The sequence below is a fragment of the Ensifer sp. LC384 genome (assembly GCF_001695865.1).
GTDB lineage: Bacteria > Pseudomonadota > Alphaproteobacteria > Rhizobiales > Rhizobiaceae > Ensifer.
In genome coordinates this window covers 15,331-35,939 of the sequence record NZ_MBST01000056.1, presented here as the reverse complement: position 1 = coordinate 35,939, position 20,609 = coordinate 15,331, and the positions used below count along the sequence as shown (strand labels likewise).

The following is a 20,609-nucleotide window of genomic DNA, read 5'->3' as shown; positions in this document are numbered from 1 at the left end:
GCCGGCGGCGCATTGGTTTTCAAGGCCGCGTGATGCATGAAAGTGGCATTTTTTAGCCGTGGTGCCAACAGCTTGCAAGGATCGGCGGCGCAAGTTTGAACGAATTGCGCACACTCTCATCGGGCGAAAACGCAATAGTCCGCGCCCGCCGATGGCACCCTCAAATCTATGTATCAATTTTGCCCCTTCCCGGCGCATCTCTGGGTAACAGTCCGTCGCGAAACGCTAAGCGCGTGAAGAAGGTTCCTGCCATCGGTCGAAACATGTTCGAGGGACGGGAACCTAGCCGACCTGTTCGGTGATCCATTCGCGGAAGGCGAGACTGATCGGGTTTTCGAGTTTGCCTTCCGGAACCGCGAGATAATAACTGTTCTCCGTTTGCATCGGCCGGTCGAGAACGATGCGCAATGTTCCCGCTGCCAGCTCCTGCTCGATCAGATAGCGGGGCAGCAAGGCGAAACCGAGACCGGCGGTCGCCGCTTCGATCACCATCGAGAACTGATCGAAGCGATTGCCGCGATAGGCGCCCCGGCCGTCCATGCCGTTGGCCTCGAACCATTGCGCCCAGAGCTTGGGCCGCGTCGCCAGGTGCAGTAGCGGACCGCCGACGATATCCTCCAGCGTCGCAACCGGGTTGGCCGCAAGCAGGGTCGGGCTTGCCGCCGGCACGATGATCTCGCTGCAGAGATAGCTGCAGGTCGCATGCGCCCACACCGGCTGGCCGTAGTGGATGGCGATGTCGAAATTCTGCTCGTCGAAATCGAAGGGTGCCGACCGCGACGCGATGTTGACCACCGTGTCGGGGTGCTGGCGAAGAAAATCAGGCAGGCGCGGCACCAGCCAGCGACTGCCGAAGGTCGGCAGCGACGCGATCGACAGTGTCGAGTCGGCGCGCGCCGAGGCCATCGCCCGCACCATCAGCTCTTCGGTCTGGTTGAGCAGGCGGCGAACCTCGGGCAGGAACTTCTGCCCGGCTTCCGAGAGAATGACGCGCTGGCGCACCCGCTCGAACAGGAGCACGCCGAGCTGGTTCTCCAGATCCTTGATCTGGCGGCTGACGGCACTCTGGGTCAGATTGAGTTCGGCGGCCGCCTGCGTGAAGCTGCCGTGCCGCGCCGCACATTCGAAAGCCTGCAGCGTCGTAACGTCAGGAACCAGTCTGCGGCTTAACTTCATTCCAGCCTCGCATCAACATAGTCACAAGCAGCGCGATCAATGGCCGCCGCCCTCGGATATGATCCGAAATGAGAATGACCTTGTCCTTCACCCATAGCGCGAGGCGAGCCCCAGTGAAAGAGAATAGTTTCGTATCCGCCGATGATATCCGTTCGGCTTTTTCCGCAGCCATGTCGGTCATGTACCGCGAGGAAGTGCCAGCCTACGGCACGCTGATGGAACTGGTCGCCAAGGTCAACGACGATACGCTCGATGCCGACCCGGCGCTCAGAGAGCGCCTCGACGCGACGGATTCGCTCGACCGCATTTCCGAGGAGCGCCACGGCGCGATCCGTCTCGGCACGCCTGCCGAACTCGCGATGATGCGCCGCGTCTTTGCCGTCATGGGCATGTATCCCGTCGGCTACTACGATCTTTCGACCGCCGGCGTACCGGTACACTCGACAGCCTTCCGCCCCGTTGGCGAAACGGCTCTGAAGCGCAACCCTTTCCGGGTGTTCACCTCGCTTCTGCGCCTGGACCTGATCGCCGACGAAAGCCTGCGCGCCGAGTCCGAAGCCATCCTTTCCGAGCGCCGGATCTTTACGCCCGTCGCTGTCGAGTTGGCTGAGAAAGCCGAACGCGACGGCGGCCTCGACAAGACCGATGCCGAACGCTTCGTCTCCGAGGTGTTGGAAACCTTCCGCTGGCACGACAAGGCCAATGTCAGCGCCGACATGTACAAGCGCCTGCATGACGCCCACCGGCTGATCGCCGACGTCGTGTCGTTCAAGGGGCCGCATATCAACCATTTGACGCCGCGCACGCTGGATATCGACCGGGTCCAGAGCCTGATGCCCGAATACGGCATCGCGCCGAAGGCCGTCGTCGAGGGACCGCCGACCCGCAAATGCCCGATCCTGCTTCGCCAGACCTCGTTCAAGGCGCTGGAAGAAGCCGTGTCCTTCCGCGACGGCGATGGCGACTGGAAGGCCGGCTCGCACACCGCCCGCTTCGGCGAGATCGAGCAGCGCGGCATTGCGCTCACCCCCAAGGGCCGCGCGCTCTACGATGAGCTTCTGGAAGCCTCGCGCAAGATCGTGCGCCCGGCAGCCGACGGCTCCAATGCCCGCGACTATGAGGCAGCCCTTGCCAAAGCCTTCGAAAGCTTCCCTGATACCTGGGCAGGCATCCGTGAAGCCGGCCTCGGCTATTTCAGCTATTCGCTGACCGACAAGGGCTTGAAGACCAGGATTTCCGACCGCCGCGATATCAACGCGCTGATCGCCGACGGCCTCGTGCAGTTCGATGCCATCGTCTACGAAGACTTCCTGCCGGTCAGTGCCGCAGGTATCTTCCAGTCCAACCTCGGCGACGGCGCCCATCAGGATTTTGTCGCGAGCCCGAACCAGAAGCGTTTCGAGATCGACCTCGGCGCCACCGTGCTCAACGAGTTCGATCACTATGCCGGCATCGAAGAGGCATCGATCGAAAGCTGCGTGCGGGTCTTGACCGCAGCCATCGCTGCGGAATGATACGTTCAAGATGATCGAACAGGTACACATCGACGCGCTGACCGGCATCCTTGGCGACAAGGGTGTGGTCACGCGCGCTGAAGACATGGAAGCCTACGAGACCGGCGCGCGCTATGATCGCGGCCGGGCTTCGGTCGTGCTGCGGCCGGCAACAACAGTGGAAACCTCGGCAACCGTTGCCTATTGCGTGCGCCATGGCATCGCCCTGATCCCGCAATCGGGCAATACCGGACTTGTCTCCGGCTCGACCCCGGACGCATCCGGCAACGAGGCGGTCCTCAGCCTCGACCGCCTCGCCAAGGCGTTCGAACTCGATCTCGACAACCGCTCGGTGCGCGTCGATGCCGGGCTCAGGCTTTCGGATCTCAACCGCCGGCTGGAAGAACATGGCCTGTTCTTCCCGATCGACCTCGGCGCCGATCCGCGGATCGGCGGCATGATCGCCACCAACACCGGCGGCTCGCGCTTCCTGAAATACGGTGACGTCCGCCGCAACACGCTCGGCCTCACCGTGGTTCTCGCTGATGAAGACGGCACCGTGCTCGATCTTCAATGCGACCTGCGCAAGAACAACACCGGCGTCGACTGGAAACAGATCTTTGTCGGCACCTCCGGCGCCTTCGGCATCGTCACCGAATGCGTGCTCAATCTGGAGCGATTGCCGCAGCAGACAGCGACCGCGCTGCTGGTGCCGGCAAGCGGCGCCCATGTGATGCCGCTGCTGCGCGCCATGGAAGAGCGCCTCGGCGCCTATCTCTCAGCCTTCGAGGGCATGTCGAGTAACGCCGTCAAGGCGGCGTTCGCGCATGTCCCGTCGCTGAAGAACCCTTTCCAGGGCGGACATGTCCCGGATTACGTCATCCTCGCCGAGATCAGCCGCACCTGGGGCCTACGCGAAGGCGAGCAATCGCTCGACGCCGTGCTCGAAACGGTGCTGGCCGAGATCTGGGAGATGGAGACGGCACCGCTCGCCGACGCCTTCGTCGGCCCGCCGCATGAAATCTGGGCGCTGCGCCACGCACTGTCGGAAGGCGTGAAGCACCTGGGCAAGCTGATCGCCTTCGACGTTTCCTTCCGCAGGGGTGACATCATGGCCTTCTGCGACCACATGAAGGCCGAGATGCCGAACAGGTTTCCTGACGTCACCGTCTGCGACTTCGGCCATATCGGCGACGGTGGTGTACACTTCAATCTCGTGGTGCCGAAGGACAGCCCGCTGCTTAGCGATCCGACATTCGAGCAGCGTTTGAGAGAATGGGTTTTCGCCGTGGCCGTCGAGGAGTATCACGGCAGTTTCAGCGCGGAACATGCGATAGGCCGCCGCAACCAGGCCTATTACGACATTTATACAACCGACAAACTCAAGGACATGGCCGCGGGCCTGAAGACGCTCACCTCGCCGGGGAAACTCGGCAGCGTGCGCTTCGGATAGACCAGGGCAGGAAAACGGGAGTCAGACCAGATGAACATTGCAACGAAGAAGATCGACGTCACCAAGGAAGCAGCAGCGCTGCTCGAAAAGATGGGCGTCGCCAAGGAACTCTACACCGGCGGCGACATGCCGTCGTTCAGCCCGGTCACCGGCGAGCAGATCGCCAGCCTGAAGACGGTTTCGGCCACTGACGCTGCCGCCAAGATCGACAAGGCCCATGAAGCCTTCAGGGCCTGGCGCCTGGTTCCGGCGCCGAAGCGCGGCGAACTGATCCGCCTGCTCGGCGAAGAGCTGCGCACCTTCAAGGCCGATCTTGGTCGCCTGGTTTCGATCGAAGCCGGCAAGATCACCTCCGAGGGTCTCGGCGAAGTCCAGGAAATGATCGACATCTGCGATTTCGCAGTCGGTCTTTCCCGCCAGCTCTACGGTCTGACGATCGCCACCGAGCGTCCCGGCCACCGCATGATGGAAACCTGGCATCCGCTTGGCGTCGTCGGCGTCATCTCCGCCTTCAACTTCCCCGTCGCCGTCTGGTCGTGGAACACGGCGCTTGCGCTCGTCTGCGGCAACTCCGTCGTCTGGAAGCCGTCGGAAAAGACCCCGCTCACGGCTCTTGCATCGCAGGCGATCTTCGAACGCGCGCTTGCCCGCTTCGGCGATGCGCCGGAAGGCCTGTCGCAGGTCCTGATCGGCGACCGCACCGTCGGTGAAGTCCTTGTCGACAACCCGAAGGTTCCGCTGGTTTCGGCCACCGGCTCGACCCGTATGGGTCGCGACGTCGGCCCGCGCCTTGCCAAGCGTTTCGCCCGCGCCATCCTCGAACTCGGCGGCAACAATGCCGGTATCGTCTGCCCGTCGGCCGATCTCGACATGGCGCTGCGCGCCATCGCCTTCGGTGCCATGGGCACCGCCGGCCAGCGTTGCACGACCATGCGCCGCCTGTTCGTCCATGAAAGCGTCTACGACCAGCTCGTTCCGCGCCTGAAGAAGGCCTACGGCTCGGTCTCGGTCGGCAACCCGCTGGAAACCACGGCACTCGTCGGCCCGCTGGTCGACAAGGCGGCCTTCGAAGGCATGCAGAAGGCGATCGACGAAGCCAAGGCCCATGGCGGCACCGTCACCGGCGGCGAACGCGTCGAGCTCGGCTATGCCAACGGCTACTACGCCAAGCCGGCCCTGGTCGAAATGCCGAAGCAGGCTGGTCCGGTTCTGGAAGAAACCTTCGCGCCGATCCTCTACGTCATGAAGTACAGCGACTTCGACGCCGTTGTCGCCGATCACAATGCGGTTGCAGCCGGCCTGTCCTCGTCGATCTTCACCCGCGACATGCAGGAATCCGAACGGTTCCTCGCCGTCGACGGCTCGGATTGCGGCATCGCCAACGTCAACATCGGCACCTCGGGCGCCGAAATCGGCGGCGCCTTCGGTGGTGAAAAGGAAACCGGCGGCGGCCGCGAATCGGGCTCCGACTCGTGGAAGGCCTATATGCGCCGCGCCACCAACACGGTGAACTACTCGAAGGCTCTGCCGCTGGCGCAGGGCGTCTCGTTCGACATCGAATAGTTGGCGACATCGAATAGGATCGATCATGACCATCAATGCAACGGTCAAGGAGGCGGGCTTCCAGCCCGCCTCGCGGATCTCCTCGATCGGGGTATCCGAAATCCTCAAGATCGGCGCGCGCGCCCAGGCGATGAAACGCGAGGGCAAGCCGGTCATCATTCTGGGCGCAGGCGAGCCGGATTTCGACACGCCTGACTACGTCAAGCAGGCCGCCTGCGAGGCGATCCAGCGCGGCGAAACCAAATACACCGCCCTCGACGGCACGCCGGAACTGAAGAAGGCGATCCGCGAAAAGTTCCAGCGCGAGAACGGCCTCGCCTACGAACAGGACGAGATCACGGTTGCCACCGGCGCCAAGCAGATCCTGTTCAACGCCATGATGGCGACGATCGATGCCGGCGACGAAGTCGTCATCCCGACGCCCTACTGGACCTCCTATTCGGATATCGTCCAGATCTGCGAAGGCAAGCCGGTGCTGATCCCCTGCGACGCGGCCTCGGGCTTCCGCCTTACCGCCGACAAGCTCGAAGCGGCGATCACGCCGAAGACGCGCTGGGTGCTCCTGAACTCGCCCTCCAACCCTTCGGGCGCTGCCTACAGCGCTGCCGACTACCGGCCGCTGCTCGACGTGCTCCTGAGGCATCCGCATGTCTGGCTGCTGGTCGACGACATGTACGAGCACATCGTCTATGACGGCTTCCGCTTCGTCACGCCCGCCCAGCTGGAACCTCGCCTCAAGGATCGCACCCTGACGGTCAACGGCGTCTCCAAGGCTTATGCCATGACCGGCTGGCGCATCGGTTATGCCGGTGGTCCGCGCGCGCTGATCAAGGCGATGGCCGTCGTCCAGAGCCAGGCGACCTCCTGCCCATCTTCGGTCAGCCAGGCCGCTTCGGTGGCAGCGCTGACCGGCCCGCAGGATTTCCTGAAGGAACGCACGGCCAGCTTCCAGCGCCGCCGCGATCTCGTCGTCAGCGGCCTCAATGCCATCGACGGCCTCGACTGCCGCGTCCCGGAAGGTGCCTTCTACACCTTCTCCGGCTGCGCCGGCATGCTCGGCAAGGTGACGCCTTCGGGCAAGACGATCGAGACGGACACGGACTTCTGCGCCTACCTGCTCGACGACGCCCACGTTGCCGTCGTTCCAGGCTCGGCCTTCGGCCTGTCGCCGTTCTTCCGCATCTCCTATGCGACGTCGGAAGCGGAACTGAAGGAAGCGCTGCAGCGCATCGCAGAGGCCTGCACGCGGCTTTCTTAATTGGGAAGTCTGCCCCTCACCCTAACCCTCTCCCCGCTTGCGGGGCGAGGGAATTAAGAGGGCACGGCATATCCCTTCTCCCCGCAAGCGGGGAGAAGGTCGCGGCAGCGGGATGAGGGGCGCCTCCCGCTCCAACGCTCAAAACGTCGGTGGCGTACAGGCGCTGATCACCTCGCAAGGTACCGGCCCGACGCACCGGAAGCGATGCGGCCGCCGGCTTTCGAAATAATAGGCGTCACCGGGCCCCAATATCCGCCGCTCGTCGTCGACAGTGACCTCGATGCGCCCCGACAGCACGATACCGCCCTCCTCGCCGTCATGCACCAGCGGCACCTTTCCGGTATCGGCGCCCGGCTGATAACACTCCTTCAGGATCTGCAGGCTGCGGCCGAAGAGATTTTCGCCGATCTGGCGGTACGAAATCGGCCCCTTGCCGATCTCGACCAGTTCCTCCGCCGCATAGAAGGCCTTGCGCGGCCGTTCCGGCTCGAAGGAGAAGAACTCCGCAAGCCCGATCGGAATGCCATCGAGGATGCGCTTCAATGCGCCGACCGATGGGTTGGAGGCGTTCGATTCGATCAGCGAGATCGTCGAATTGGTCACGCCCGCCCGCTTGGCAAGTTCGCGCTGCGAAAGATTGTGCATCAGCCGGATGTGGCGCAGCCGGTTTCCGATATCAACGGTCATGGGCCCTCATCCCGGTGTTCAGGTTGTTCGGAATATCGCAACTTCTTGGACCTCGTCCCATAAAATTCAATGGTTTGAAGGACAGCAGAAAAGGACTTGTTTGGCAATTCAAATCATGGCGTCAATCCCCCAACCTTCAGGAGGATGCCATGAACCAGCACACCAAGCCCAACGCCCCGGTACTCGACAGCTACTGGATGCCCTTTACCGCCAACCGGCAGTTCAAGGCGGCACCCCGCCTGCTCGCATCCGCCGAAGGCATGCACTACACCAGCACAGACGGCCGTACGATCCTCGATGGCACCGCCGGTCTCTGGTGCGTCAATGCCGGCCATGGCCGCCGCCAGATCGCCTCGGCCGTCGAGCGCCAGCTGTCGACGATGGATTTCGCCCCCTCCTTCCAGATGGGCCATCCGATCGCCTTCGACTTTGCCGAACGCCTCGCCGAGATTGCGCCGGGACCGGAAGGCCAGAAGCTCGACCGCGTGTTCTTCACCGGCTCGGGCTCGGAATCGGTCGACACCGCGCTAAAAATGGCGATCGCCTATCAGCGCTCGATCGGCCAGGGCACCCGCACGCGCCTGATCGGTCGTGAGCGCGGCTATCACGGCGTCGGCTTCGGCGGCATCTCGGTCGGCGGCATTCTCAACAACCGCCGTGTCTTCCCGCAGCTCCCCGGTTCCGACCACCTGCGCCACACCCACGATCTTGCCAGGAACGCCTTCGTCAAGGGCCAGCCAGAACACGGCGCCGAGCTTGCCGACGATCTCGAGCGGCTGGTGGCGCTGCACGGCGCCGAGACGATCGCCGCCTGCATCGTCGAGCCGGTTGCCGGTTCGACCGGCGTGCTCATCCCGCCGAAGGGCTACCTCGAGCGGCTGCGCGCGATCTGCGACAAGCACGGCATCCTGTTGATCTTCGACGAAGTGATCACCGGCTTCGGTCGCCTCGGCGCGGCCTTCGCCACCGACTTCTTCGGCGTCACCCCGGATCTGGTGACGGCGGCCAAGGGGCTTACCAACGGCGCCATTCCGATGGGCGCGGTCTTTGCCAGCCGCAAGGTGCACGACGCGCTGATGCACGGCCCGGAAAATCAGATCGAGCTGTTCCACGGCTACACCTATTCCGGCCACCCGGCCGCCTGCGCCGCCGGCATCGCCACGCTCGACATCTACCGCGACGAGGGCCTGATGACCCGCGCCGCCGAGCTGCAGGACGCCTGGCACGATGCCATGCATTCGCTGAAGGGCCTGCCGAACATCATCGACATCCGCACCATCGGCCTCATCGCCGGTATCGAGCTGCAGTCGCGCGATGGCGCCGTCGGCACCCGTGCCTATGACGTCTTCGTCGATTGCTTCGAAAAGGGCCTGCTGATCCGCGTGACCGGCGACATCATCGCCTTCTCGCCGCCGCTGATTGCCGAGGAAAAACATTTTGGTGAAATCGTCTCGATCCTCGGCGATGCGCTGAAGCGCGCGAAGTAGGTGAAAGATTACGTCGCCGCTGCCGAGCACTTCGGCAGCGGCGACGAATGCGTTTCCGATGAGCCACTCCACGAGCGTGCGCGAATCCGGCTAAGCAATTCCGGGTAAACGCGAAATGGTTTCCGTCCAGCATTGCGCCATCTAGCGGATCAGCATTGCCCGGAAATCGTTGACATTGGTTCCGGTCGGGCCGGGCACGAAAAGATCGCCGCTCGCTGAGAATGCCGACCAGGCATCGTGACGCGCGAGATGCGCTCGCGGATCGGCGCCCGTAGCACGCATCCGGTTGACGCTGCCGCCATTGGCGAACGCACCGGCATTGTCTTCCGACCCGTCGATGCCGTCCGTATCCGCCGCCAAGGCATCGATCCCATCGAGACCATCAATATCGAGTGCCAGCGATAGCAACAGCTCGGTGTTGCGGCCGCCCTTGCCGTAGTCCTTGCCCGATATCGTCACCGTCGTCTCGCCGCCGGACAGGAGCACGACCGGCTTTTGGAAAGGGCGATTGCGCAGCGCGACTTCGCGCGCCAGCGCCGCATGCATGCGGCCGATATCGCGCGCTTCGCCTTCGATCGCATCCGACAGGATCCGAGCCTCAACGCCCAATTCCTTCGCCTTCCTCGCGGCAGCCTCCAGCGACACGCTTGCCGACGCGATCACGTGGCATGCGTGTCGGCGGAAAACCGGGTCCGACGGATCAGGCGCCCGCGCTACTTCAGATCTAAGATGGGCCATCACGCCATCGGGAAGAGCCATGCCATAGCGGGTAACCACATCGAGTGCCTCCCGTGGCGTGCTGCCATCGGGCACCGTCGGACCGGAGGCAACGAAGGCGGGATTGTCGCCGGGAACGTCGGAAACGACGAGACTGACGACACGCGCCGGCGCTGCCGCTGCCGCCAGGCGCCCGCCCTTGATGCGCGACACATGCTTGCGCACGACGTTCATCGCGGAAATCGGTGCGCCGGAGGCGAGCAGCGCCTTGTTGACAGCGATCTCGTCGGCAAGCGTCAAACCATCGGGCGGCGCCGGCAACAGGGCTGACCCGCCGCCGGAGATCAGCGCGACGACCAGATCGTCAGCGCTCAGACCTTTCACCAGCTTCAGCAACTCTTCCGATGCCCTGAGACCGGCCTCATCCGGCACCGGATGGGCGGATTGCAGCACGCGGATGCGCTCGCAATGTTCGATCGGCCCGTGACGCGCAACGACGGTGCCGGTCAGCGGATGATCCCACAGTCTCTCGAAGGCAGCGGCCATCTGGCTTGCGGCCTTCCCCGCGCCGACGACGATCGTTCGCCCCTTGGGTCTTTCCGGCAGATGTGCGCGGATCGCCTCGTAGGGGTCGGCTGCACGCACAGCCGCCTCGAAAAGAGTGGTGAGAAAGGGACGCGCGTCAAAGTCTGCCATCGTCCTTAGCCCCGGACTTCGAGGTCGTAGACAAAAATGCCGTCGGTGCCGCCTTGCGCAGCCGCAACGATTTTTGCGCCGGTCTGTCGGTGTTGCGGGTCGTCGAGATAAGCGTCGCGCGCTGCGGCATCGGCGAAATCGACGATGAAGCCTTCGGCATAGCCCTTGTCCATGCCGGTTTCCGGGCTGACATTGGCGCCGGCATGGGTTGCCAGCAGCCCGGGGAGCCGGCTTTTCAGCGCCGCAATCTCGGCGAAGATCGACGCTTTCTCATCCGCCGGAATTTCTGGACGGAAGCGAATGAAGACACAGTGGCGGATCATGATTTTCCTCAGCGGATATCGGCGCGGGCCCGCGGCCGGGCATCGTTTCGTTCATGGGCGAAGATCGCCGGCGGCAGGGGCTGGAGTTCGCGAATGATGTCGGCGCCCTTCTCGCCCATCATGATCGTCGGCCCGTTGGTGTTGCAAGAGGGAACGCGCGGCATGACCGAACTGTCGCAGACGCGAAGACCTTCGAGGCCACGCACTTTCAAGTCGAGGCCGACGACGGCCATGGCGTCGGTGCCCATTTTGCAGGTGCCGACCGGGTGGTGGTCGGTCTTGGCATTGGCGCAGCCATAGTCGAAGAACTGCGCGTCGGAGACGATACTGTTGCCCGGCAAACGTTCCGCCAGCACGAAAGGCTTGAGCGCCGCCTGCTGCATGATCTCGCGGGCGATCTTCAGCCCCTCGATCGACATCTTGCGGTCGTGCGGATCTTCCCAATAGTTCGGATCGATCAGCGGGGCTGCGGCCGGATCGGCGGCCGAAAGCCTGACAGTGCCGCGCGAGCGCGGATGCAGATAGGCGGAATTGAGCGTCACGCCTGCGTTCTTCAGTCGCGCGACGCCAGCCTCGATGCCGGAGCCGAGACCGAGATGGAACTGGATATCCGGCGAGCGGGCATCCGGATCCGCGTACCAGAAGCCGCCGGTCTCAAACAGGCTAGACGCCACCGGGCCGGAGCGGAAAAGCACATATTGCAGCCCGGCCCAGAGCGTCCGATGCAGCTTCGCCACATTGTCATAGGTATGGTCGCCGGTGCATTCTGAGATTACGAAGAGGTCGAGATGATCCTGAAGGTTGCCGCCGACGCCGGGCAGGTCGTGCTTTACCTGCACGCCCACCGACTTCAGATGATCTGCCGGCCCGATACCGGATTGTAGCAGCAGCTTCGGCGAACCGATGGCGCCTGACGAGACCAGAACTTCCCGCTCCGCCCGGATGGTTTCGCTTCCCTTGGCCGTTACCACTTCGACGCCGACGGCACGCGTGCCTTCGAGTACGATCCGGGCGACGCGCGCGCCGGTGCGCACGTTAAGGTTCCGCCGGTCCTTGATCGGCGAGAGATAGGCAAGCGATGCGCTCGACCGGCGGCGGTTGCGCTGCGTCAGCTGGTAGAAGCCGACCCCCGCCTGCTGGCGGCCGTTGAAATCGTGATTATAGGGGATGCCGAGTTCCTGGCCGGCGCGGATATAGGCGTCGCAGATCGGCAGCGTGGAAACGGGCATCGAAACGCCAAGCGGACCGCCATAGGAATGATAGTCGTCGGCAAAGCGCTGGTTGTCTTCCGCCCGCTTGAAATAAGGAAGAACGCTGCGGTAGTCCCAGCCGGAGCAACCGTCCTCGGACGCCCAGAGGTCGTAGTCCGCCGCATTGCCACGGGTATAGAGCTGGGCATTGATCGACGAGCCGCCGCCGATCACCTTGGCCTGGGTGTAGCGCAGCACCCTGCCCTTCATGTGCTTCTGCGGCACCGTCTCCCAGCCCCAGCTGGCGACGCCCTTGGTCATCTTGGCGAAACCGGCCGGCATGTGAAACAGCGGGTTCCAGTCGCCGCCGCCCGCCTCCAGCAACAGCACACGCACGGACGGATCCTCGGAGAGGCGGTTGGCAAGAACGCAGCCGGCAGGGCCGGCACCGGTGATGATATAGTCGTATGTCATTGCCTGTCTTCCTCCACGGCACGGCATTTGGAACGTTCCAAATTTCCGACGTGATAAACTCAAAACCCGCTCGCTCTTGCGAGCCTCTGACTGCCCTGCACTGTTCCCTAGAGTCGACCGATCGACAGGCCGCCATCCGCCTGGATGACGGAGCCCGTGGCAAAGCCGAATTTCCCGCCGGCAAGCCCGGCGGCGATGTTGCCGATGTCCTCGGGCTCGCCCCAGCGCTTCATCGGCACGAGACCGCCGTCGATCAGGGCGTCGTATTTCGCCGAAACGCCGGCGGTCATGTCGGACCGGATGACGCCCGGTCGGATTTCGAAGACGGAGATGCCGGTGTCGGCCAGCCGCAAGGCGAGCCCCTGGCTGAAGGCGGCAAGCCCGGCCTTGGTCATGCAATAGTCGAGCCGCTCGGGCGAACTCATGGTCGCGGAAACCGAGGTGATGTTGATGATCGAACGCGGCGTTGCGCCCGGCGGCTCGGTGAGCATCGAGAGCAACACGGCCTGGGTAAAGAACACCGTGCCGCGCAGGTTGGTGGCGACGATCGTGTCGAAATTCTCCGGCAGCAGGTCGAGAAAATCACCGCGCACGACGGAGGCGATACCGGCATTGTTGACGAGGCAACGGATAGGGCCCAGCTCCTGGCGGATGCCGGCAACGGTTGCGGCATGCGCACCGACATCGGCGAGATTGGCCTCGAGGTAGATGGCCCGGCCGCCCTGTGCCGATAGCTCGGCGAGCGTCGTCTGCGTCGTCTGGTCCGCTGCACCGAGGCCGGTCAGCGCGATATCGAAGCCGTCACGCGCCAGCGCACGGGCAACACCGAGGCCGATGCCGCGCCGGCCACCGGTGACAACAGCCGCGGGACGCGTCGATGTCGTCATGCGCTCAGCTCCTTCGCAACGATATGGTCGGCAACACGCAGCGCCTGTGCCGCCACCGTCAGCGCCGGGTTGACGGCCGCCGAGGTCGGCAGGAAGCTGGCGTCTACAACAAAGAGGTTCGGATGATCGAAGGCGCGGCAATAGACGTCGAGCGGCGCGTCTTTCGGGTCCTTGCCGATCCGCACCGTCCCGCACTGATGCGACGGCGTGCGCTTGTCAAAGGCCTGGGAAAGCACGATCGGATAGCCTGCAGCCTTGAAGTGCTCACGCATCTTCGTTTCGAGGCCGGAAAGCGCCGCCATGTTCGAGCGCCGCCACTGCATGATGATGCCCTTGCCGTCGACCATGATGCGGCTTTCCGGGTTCGGCAGGTCCTCCGTCATCATGTACCAGTCGACCGCGTGACCGGCCATGAAGTCGAACGCGAAGCGCGGCGCCCAGAAGCGAAATCCTCCCGGCGCATTGGCCTTGAGGATGTCGCCGTTGATCTTGCCGAGCAGCTGGACATTGCCGAGCGGCAAACCGTTCCTGCCGCCGGTCAGGTAATAATCGTTCAACATCAGCGTCTTCTGGTAGACGCTGTCATTGCGCCTGAACGGATTGATCGCCAGCATGGCGCTGCAATTATGGTTCATGAAATTGCGGCCGACCTGGTCGGAGGCGTTGGCCAGTCCCTTGCCGTCGCCGGAGCGCAGCAGGATAGCCGCTGAGTTGATCGCGCCCGCCGACAGGATCACCAACCCGGGCGAAAGGCGCTTCCTCTCGCCTCTATGGGTGTAGTGGATCGCTTCAATCCGGCCACCTCGACCTATCTCCAGCGTGTCGACATGCGCGGAGGTGATCAGCTCGATATTGGGATCCTTCAGCGCGGAGGCGAGAGATGCGGTCTCGGCATCTTTCTTGCCCTCGCCTGTGTTAGGAAACCCGTCCCATGGCGTGCGCCCACCGGCCAGCCACGTGTCGATATCGACGCCAAGCGGCAGCGTCGCCGGATGCAGCCCCTGCGCCTTCAATTCGGCGCGAGCGCGGGCAATGGCCGGCTCGTCTGGTACCGCGCCGTAAGGGTAGGGCGAGGCGTGGAACGGCTCCGTCGGGTCCTGGCCCAATTCGCCGCGCACCTCGAACAATTGCTCGGCTTTGCCGTACCACGGCTCCAACTCTTCGTACGGAAAGGGCCAGGCCGGCGAAACGCCGCCAAGATGCTGCATCTCGGTGAAATCCTCGGCGCGGTAGCGCAAGAGCACCGCGCCGAAGAGTTTGGAATTGCCGCCGACGAAATAGAAATTTCCCGGATTGAACTCGGTACCATCCTCTTCGCGCCACATCTCCTTGGGTCGGAAATGGCCCTTGACGAAGATCGAGCTATAGCTGCGCGCGTCCGGTGTGTCGGGCAGGCGCTCGCCGCGCTCGAGTATGGCTATGCGAGCACCCGAGCCGGCGAGCCCCGCCGCAATGGTGGAGCCGCCGATCCCCGACCCGATGATGACGATGTCCGGCTGCGTCTGCATCGTCGGTTACGCGATCCGTTGCTGCGTCTGAGGATCAAAGAACACTGCCTTGTCGAGATTGAAGGCGAGCTGCGACGTCTGGCCGGGTGCGATGCGCGCATCGGCGCGCAGGCGGGCAACGACCTCCTTACCGCCGAGGCGGGTCACCGCGAAGGTGTCCGAACCCGCGGGCTCAACCACCTCGATCAGGCATTCGCCTTCGACGATCGCCTTGGCATTGCGGTCGGCACCATCCGGATCGGTCAGCGCTTCCGGACGGATGCCGAAGACGACGTCCTTGCCGGCATAGGCGGCGAGTGCGCCGTTATGCGGCACGGCAAGCCTCATCGGCTCGGCGTTCGGGCGCGCGAGCGTGACGGCAACGTCGGAACCGCTCTTTTCGATGCGCGCCGTCAACAGGTTCATGGCCGGCGATCCCATGAAGTCGGCGACGAACATGTTGGCCGGATTGTTATAGATTTCGGCCGGCGTCCCGAACTGCTGCAGCACGCCGTCCTTCAATACCGCGATCTTGGTCGCCAGTGTCATCGCCTCGATCTGGTCGTGCGTCACGTAGACGATGGTCGTCTTCATCCGGTGATGGAGACGCTTGATCTCGGTACGCATGTCGACGCGCAGCTTGGCGTCGAGGTTCGACAGCGGTTCGTCGAAGAGAAAGACCTGCGGGTTGCGCACGAGCGCGCGGCCCATGGCGACACGCTGGCGCTGGCCGCCGGAGAGCTGGCTCGGCTTACGATCGAGCAGATGGCCGATCTGCAGCATGTCGGCGACCTGCTTGATCGCCTTCTCGCGTTCGTCCTTCGGCACGCCGCGGATTTCCATGCCGAAGGCGATGTTGCCGGCGACCGTCATGTTCGGATAGAGCGCGTAGGACTGGAACACCATGGCGATGTCGCGCTTCGACGGATGCAGATCGGCGACCGACCGGCCGTTGATGGCGATCTCCCCCGACGTGATCGGTTCGAGACCGGCAATGGTGTTGAGCAGGGTCGACTTGCCGCAGCCGGACGGGCCGACGAGCACGAGGAATCCGCCTTCATCGATCTCCAGGTTGATGTCCTTCAGGATCTCGAGCGAGCCGTAGGATTTGCGCAGGTTGCTGATTTTGAGGAAAGACATGGGCTTATCCTTTCACGGCGCCGGACATCAGCCCGCGCACGAAGTAGCGGCCGGACACGATGTAGACGATGAGCGTTGGCAGGGCGGCGAGAATCGCGCCTGCGAAGTGAACGTTGTATTCCTTGACCCCGGTCGACGAGCTGACGAGGTTGTTGAGCGCCACCGTCATCGGCGTCGAGGACGCGCCGGAGAAGGACGCCCCGAACAGGAAGTCGTTCCAGATATTGGTGAACTGCCAGATGACGGAGACGACGATGATCGGGCCGGACGACGGCAGCATGATCCGCCAGAAGATCTGGAAGAAGCTGGCGCCATCGATCTGTGCCGCACGCACGAGTTCCGTCGGGAAGGCCTCGTAGTAGTTGCGGAAATAGAGCGTGGTGAAGCCGAGGCCGTAAATCACGTGCACGAAGATCAGGCCCCAGATCGAGCCGGCAAGACCGATGATGCCGAGCATGCGCGCCATCGGGATCAGCACGATCTGGAACGGGATGAAGCACGACAGAAGCAGCATGCCGAAGAAGATGTTGGCACCGGGAAAGCGCCACTTGGTCAGCACGTAGCCATTGAGCGCACCGATGAGCGTCGAGATCGCGACGGCCGGCACCACCATCAGGATGGAATTAATGAAGAACGGCCTCAGGCCGGTCGGCTGCACGCCGATCTGCGCCGTCGACCAAGCGGAAAGCCAGGGCTCCAGCGTCAGGGTCTGCGGCAGATTGAGCATGCCGCCCTGGCGGATCTCATCGAGCGGCTTCAGCGAGTTGACCAGCATCACGTAGAGCGGCAGCAGCGAATAGAGCGCGAAAACGATCAGCGCGGTGTAGATCAGTGCCCGCGTCAGGCGGTTGTGCGAGATGACATTGTCTGGGCTGGGGGCGCTCATGAGCGTTTTCCTCCCCGAATTTCGGAGTAGAGATAGGGAACGATGATCGAGAAGATCATCACCAGCATGATGATGGCCGACGAGGCGCCGATGCCCATCTGGTTGCGGGTGAAGGTGTAGGAATACATGAAGGTCGCCGGCAGTTCGGTCGCCTGGCCGGGGCCGCCGCCGGTGAGGGCGATGATCAGGTCGTAGGCCTTGATCGCCAGATGGGCGAGAACGACGAAGGCGGAGAGGAACACCGGCCGCATCAGCGGAATGATAATCCGCCGGTAGATCGTCGATGTCGGTGCACCATCGATCTGCGCCGCCTTGATGATCTCGTTGTCGACGCCGCGAAGGCCCGCGAGAAACATCGCCATGATGAAGCCGGTCGACTGCCAGACGGCGGCGATCACCACGCAATAGATCGCGTAGTTGCGGTCCTTGATCCAGTTGAACGAAAAGCTCTCCCAGCCCCAGAGGTGCATGGTGTTTTCAAGCCCGATGCCGGGATCGAGAAACCACTTCCACGCCGTGCCGGTAACGATGAACGACAGCGCCATCGGATAGAGATAGATCGGCCGCAGAAAACCTTCCGCCCGGATCTTCTGATCGAGCAGGATCGCAAGTCCGAGGCCGAGCACCGAGCAGATGATGATGTAGAGCGACGCAAAGATCGCCAGGTTGCTCACCGCCCGCCACCAGTGCGGCAGGGCCCAGAGCTTCTGATAATTGCTGAAACCGACGAAATTGTAGGACGGCAGCATCTTGCTGTCCGTCATCGACAGGAAGCCGGTATAGGCGATGAAGCCATAAACAAAGATCAGGACGATAACGAAGCTCGGGGCGAGGACCAGCTTCGGTATCAGGTCCTGCAGTCGACTGCGGCTATCCATGAACGTTCACCACTTCTGGCGCTTAGCCGCCGGGAAACTCCCTGATATCGGCATTCGCGCAGGTTCTTTGTATCAAAACGCTCCCGCGCGTCCGCGGTGAACGCGGCGCTGCGAAGACGCTTGCATGTCAGAATGGGTGTCCGGGACGCCTGTTCGCGTCCCGGACCGGGTCTTGCCCGTTACTTCGCAGCCGCGACGGCAGCGACAAGTTCCTTGACTGCCTCTTCGGAGGACAGTTCACCGTTGAACTCGCGCGTTACGACGTCGTAGATCGCGTTCTTGACGGCAGCCGGGTTGGCATGGCCATGAGCCATGGAACCGAACAGCGTGCCGCTGGTGTTGGCTTCGGCGAGATCCTTGATGCCCTTCTTGCCGCAAGCGTCGAAGTCGGTATCCGGAACGTCGGTGCGGGCCGGAACCGAACCCTTGACGACGTTGAAGGCCGACTGGAAGGTCGGGCTTTCGATCGCCGATGCCATTTGCAGCTGAGCAGGGATCTTGTCGTCGGCAACCTTGAACATCGCGAACTGGTCGGAGTTGAAGGTCACGGACCCTTGCGTGCCTGGGAAGCGCATGCAGACGAAATCGGTGCCCGGCACCTTCTTCGCCTTCAGGAACTCGCCCTTAGCCCAGTCGCCCATGAACTGCAGGCCGGCCTTGTTCTCGATGACCATTGCCGAAGCGAGGTTCCAGTCGCGACCGGAGAAGTTGTCATCGACATAGGAGCGCAGCTTCGTCATGCGATCGAAGGCTTCCTTCATCTTGTCGCCGCCGAGCGCTGCCGGGTCGAGATCGATGAACGCCTGCTTGTAGAAGTCGGTGCCGAGCGACAGCACGACGGCGTCGAAGATCGTCGCGTCCTGCCACGGCTGGCCGCCATGGGCGATCGGCGTGATGCCCTGAGCCTTGAAGTTGTCGAGCAGAGCGATGAGCTCGTCCCAGTTCGTCGGCTCCTTGCCGCCGGCCCGGTCGAGGGCGGCCTTGTTGATCCAGACCCAATTGGTCGAGTGGACGTTGACCGGAGCGGCGATCCAGTGGCCGTCATATTTCGAGAATTGCTGCAGGGCTGTCGGGATGACCTTGTCCCAGCCTTCCTTGGCAGCGGTGTCGTCCAGGTTGCCGAGCGCGCCTTCCTTGGCCCAGTCGAGAATGTCGAAGCCGAGCATCTGCACCGCAGTCGGAGCGTTGCCCGAGGTGACGCGGGCGCGAAGCACGGTCATGGCTTCCGTGCCGCCGCCGCCGGCGACCGGCATGTCGGTCCAGGAAATGCCCTTGCCTTCGAGGTCCTTCTTCAGAACGTCGAGCGCGGCAGCTTCACCGCCGGATGTCCACCAGTGCAGCACTTCCACGTTTTCTGCTGCGCGCGCGGCAGTGGCCGCCATCATCAGCGCCACAACAGCCGTCGTCGTCATCAACTTGCGCATCGTTTTCCTCCCGTTTGCAAGTTATCGAAGCGGAACCTCCTCCCGCCTCGGATATCGCACCGCCTAAGGCAGCGGCTGGCCAATTTAAAACGTTATAAATTCAGCAAGTCAAGCATTCCGCACGCGTGCGCTTCTTCACCTCAAGAAGCAATTGAAATTGCTGAATTATATGCAGCCTTAGGCTTTTCGCATCGCAACAATTCATGTCGCAGCGCGAGATTTAAAACGTTTTCATGATTCGATTGCCTAAGCGTTCGTGCCACGTTACAAAAGCCGCTCTTGACCGCCTTGAGGATGACTAGCATTGGCCGATCCCTCCAAGCCCGCCCGTTCTGAAGACAACGGCTCGCCCGCCAGACGCGGCAAGCCGACCCTTCGGACGATCGCCCAGATCACCGGGCTGGCGGTCACCACCGTTTCGCGTGCCCTTGCCGAAGCGCCACAAATCTCCGCCGACACCCGCCGGCGAGTTCGCGAGGTGGCGATCGAAATCGGCTATTCGCCCGATCGCGCCGCCCAGCGCCTGAAGACCGGCCGCACCAACGTCATTGCGGTGCTGCTCGACCCGCACGAGGAAATCCTCGGCTACGGCACCTCGATCATGAGCGGCATCGCCAAGGCGCTGCAGGGCACCTCCTACCACCTGATCGTCATGCCGAACTTCCTCAACACGACCAATGTCGAGGCGGTCAACTACATCACCCGCAACAGCATGGCTGACGGCCTGATCTTCTCGCGCACCGAACCGCTCGATCCGCGCGTCATGCTGCTTTCGGAGATCGGCTTTCCGTTCGTGACCCACGGACGCACGGAGCTTTCGGCGCCGCATGCCTATGTCGACTACGACAACTTCACCTTCTCCTATCAGGCGACCCGCCGGCTGATCGCCAAGGGGCGCCGCAAGCCGGCGCTGATCAGCGGCCCGGCCGATTTCACTTTCGGCGGCCATCTGCAGCACGGCTTCATGACCGCCGTGCGCGAGGCGGGCTGCGCCTACGAAATCCTCTCCGGCATCGATCTCGACAGCCCGGCCGGCGACATTCGCGACCGTGTGCGCCAACGGTATGCCGAGCCCGACCCGCCGGACAGTTTCATGTGCGGCGGTGAAGTCTGCGCTCTCGCCACCATCACCGGCATGAGCGATTGCGGCCTGACGCTCGGCCGGGAATATGACATCGTCGCCAAGCAGACCTCGCACCTGCTCGGTGCAATCCAGCCCCAGGTCGAGACGATCTACGAGGACCTGACGGCCACCGGCGAGGACATGGGCCGCGTGCTGCTCCAGCGCATCGGCGGCGAAACCGACGTCAGCAAGCTGCAACTGCTGCTCTCTCCACAGATCCCGGCCAACTGGTAGGCATCGGGCTGAGCCGCGCGACGACGACCGGTC

17 protein-coding genes are annotated in these 20,609 nt (G+C 63.2%); 6 read left to right on the top strand and 11 right to left on the bottom strand.

Annotation, left to right across the window (positions count from 1 at the left end):
• Positions 1–282 precede the first annotated feature (282 nt).
• Positions 283–1,176: a LysR family transcriptional regulator gene (locus BC363_RS27765; protein WP_025425244.1), complete on the bottom strand. Its 894-nt coding sequence runs from the start codon at positions 1,174–1,176 to the stop codon at positions 283–285.
• Positions 1,177–1,289: 113 nt separating this feature from the next.
• Between BC363_RS27765 and BC363_RS27760 the strand changes: the two genes are divergently transcribed.
• Genes BC363_RS27760 through BC363_RS27745 form a run of 4 tightly spaced genes read left to right on the top strand, consistent with a single transcriptional unit; the run spans position 1,290 to position 6,943 of the window.
• Positions 1,290–2,690, top strand: a complete 1,401-nt coding sequence (locus BC363_RS27760; protein WP_065784530.1) for a VOC family protein — start codon at positions 1,290–1,292, stop codon at positions 2,688–2,690.
• Between the two features lie 10 nt (positions 2,691–2,700).
• Entirely contained in the window at positions 2,701–4,122 is a 1,422-nt protein-coding gene (locus BC363_RS27755) for an FAD-binding oxidoreductase (RefSeq protein WP_065784531.1), read from the top strand.
• Positions 4,123–4,152: 30 nt separating this feature from the next.
• Entirely contained in the window at positions 4,153–5,685 is a 1,533-nt protein-coding gene (locus tag BC363_RS27750) for an aldehyde dehydrogenase family protein (RefSeq protein ID WP_065784532.1), read from the top strand.
• A 25-nt stretch (positions 5,686–5,710) separates the two neighbouring features.
• Positions 5,711–6,943: a pyridoxal phosphate-dependent aminotransferase gene (locus BC363_RS27745; protein ID WP_065784533.1), complete on the top strand. Its 1,233-nt coding sequence runs from the start codon at positions 5,711–5,713 to the stop codon at positions 6,941–6,943.
• A gap of 138 nt (positions 6,944–7,081) precedes the next feature.
• Here BC363_RS27745 and BC363_RS27740 read toward each other — a convergent pair whose 3' ends face one another.
• Complete coding sequence (locus tag BC363_RS27740) at positions 7,082–7,630, bottom strand: cupin domain-containing protein (protein ID WP_065784535.1); 549 nt, start codon at positions 7,628–7,630, stop codon at positions 7,082–7,084.
• Between the two features lie 149 nt (positions 7,631–7,779).
• On the opposite strand from BC363_RS27740, the gene BC363_RS27735 reads away from it, so the two are divergent.
• Positions 7,780–9,117: an aspartate aminotransferase family protein gene (locus tag BC363_RS27735; RefSeq protein WP_065784536.1), complete on the top strand. Its 1,338-nt coding sequence runs from the start codon at positions 7,780–7,782 to the stop codon at positions 9,115–9,117.
• A 141-nt stretch (positions 9,118–9,258) separates the two neighbouring features.
• Here BC363_RS27735 and BC363_RS27730 read toward each other — a convergent pair whose 3' ends face one another.
• From BC363_RS27730 to BC363_RS27690, 9 genes are all read right to left on the bottom strand, one after another.
• Positions 9,259–10,530 carry a glycerate kinase gene (locus tag BC363_RS27730; protein ID WP_065784537.1) on the bottom strand — a complete coding sequence of 424 codons (1,272 nt, stop codon included), beginning with the start codon at positions 10,528–10,530 and terminating at the stop codon, positions 9,259–9,261.
• Between the two features lie 5 nt (positions 10,531–10,535).
• Positions 10,536–10,853, bottom strand: coding sequence for a Dabb family protein (locus BC363_RS27725; protein WP_065784538.1), 318 nt, complete (start codon positions 10,851–10,853; stop codon positions 10,536–10,538).
• Positions 10,854–10,861: 8 nt separating this feature from the next.
• A complete protein-coding gene (locus BC363_RS27720; RefSeq protein WP_065784539.1) occupies positions 10,862–12,517 on the bottom strand; it encodes a GMC family oxidoreductase N-terminal domain-containing protein in 1,656 nt (551 codons plus the stop codon).
• A 107-nt stretch (positions 12,518–12,624) separates the two neighbouring features.
• A complete protein-coding gene (locus BC363_RS27715) occupies positions 12,625–13,404 on the bottom strand; it encodes a 3-ketoacyl-ACP reductase (protein ID WP_065784541.1) in 780 nt (259 codons plus the stop codon).
• Entirely contained in the window at positions 13,401–14,912 is a 1,512-nt protein-coding gene (locus BC363_RS27710) for a GMC family oxidoreductase (protein ID WP_065784543.1), read from the bottom strand. The genes BC363_RS27715 and BC363_RS27710 overlap by 4 nt, the downstream gene beginning before the upstream one ends.
• 6 nt (positions 14,913–14,918) lie before the next feature.
• Positions 14,919–16,031 carry a sn-glycerol-3-phosphate ABC transporter ATP-binding protein UgpC gene (gene ugpC / locus BC363_RS27705; RefSeq protein WP_065784545.1) on the bottom strand — a complete coding sequence of 371 codons (1,113 nt, stop codon included), beginning with the start codon at positions 16,029–16,031 and terminating at the stop codon, positions 14,919–14,921.
• A 4-nt stretch (positions 16,032–16,035) separates the two neighbouring features.
• A complete protein-coding gene (locus BC363_RS27700) occupies positions 16,036–16,917 on the bottom strand; it encodes a carbohydrate ABC transporter permease (RefSeq protein ID WP_065784546.1) in 882 nt (293 codons plus the stop codon).
• A complete protein-coding gene (locus tag BC363_RS27695; RefSeq protein WP_065784548.1) occupies positions 16,914–17,795 on the bottom strand; it encodes a sugar ABC transporter permease in 882 nt (293 codons plus the stop codon). The genes BC363_RS27700 and BC363_RS27695 overlap by 4 nt, the downstream gene beginning before the upstream one ends.
• A 179-nt stretch (positions 17,796–17,974) precedes the next feature.
• Entirely contained in the window at positions 17,975–19,219 is a 1,245-nt protein-coding gene (locus BC363_RS27690) for an ABC transporter substrate-binding protein (protein ID WP_065784549.1), read from the bottom strand.
• 304 nt (positions 19,220–19,523) lie between these two features.
• Here BC363_RS27690 and BC363_RS27685 point away from each other — a divergent pair, with 304 nt between their 5' ends.
• Entirely contained in the window at positions 19,524–20,576 is a 1,053-nt protein-coding gene (locus BC363_RS27685; protein ID WP_065784552.1) for a LacI family transcriptional regulator, read from the top strand.
• Positions 20,577–20,609 lie beyond the last annotated feature (33 nt).